Annotated in this window: 1 pseudogene; it reads left to right on the forward strand. The window is 66.7% G+C overall.

Annotated features, from left to right (window positions below):
- Positions 1-384 (forward strand): annotated as a pseudogene (locus AAE045_RS24480) (transmembrane glucosamine N-acetyltransferase NagX); the annotation flags it as partial.
- Positions 385-511: the final 127 nt, after the last annotated feature.

The raw sequence follows: 511 nt of genomic DNA on the forward strand, positions 1-511 counted from the left end.
GCAACTGCATGCCTGCTCCTGGGCGGCGTGGCCGCGTTGTGGCTGCCCCTCAACAAGCAGCTGTGGACCCCCAGTTTCGTGCTGTGGACGGGCGGGATGTCGGTGGCGGCCTTGCTGCTGGCCCACCTGCTGGTGGATCGCTGGGGTGCGCCGGCGCTGGGCCGACGCTTTGGCGTCAACGCCATTGCCGCCTACCTCGGCTCGTCAGCGATGGCGCTGCTGCTGATGGCCAGCGGCGCGTGGGGATGGCTGTATCAAGCCCTATCGACGCTGCTGCCGACGGCCCCCGCACTGGCCTCGCTGCTGTGTGCGCTCGGCTTCGTGGCGGTGTGGTGGGGCGTGGTGTGGGCGCTGGACGCGCGGCGCATCTACCTCAAAATTTAGGATGGGCATCACGTACGTTTACCCCCCCATCACGGCACGGCGGTAAAAGTACTGACGCCGGTCTGCGTAGAAGCACTGGGCCGTTGCCGTACCCCCTCTTGTAGAACAGGAAAGGCGTATGCGCTCG

This window comes from Dryocola clanedunensis (assembly GCF_038405435.1).
Taxonomy (GTDB): domain Bacteria; phylum Pseudomonadota; class Gammaproteobacteria; order Enterobacterales; family Enterobacteriaceae; genus Dryocola; species Dryocola clanedunensis_A.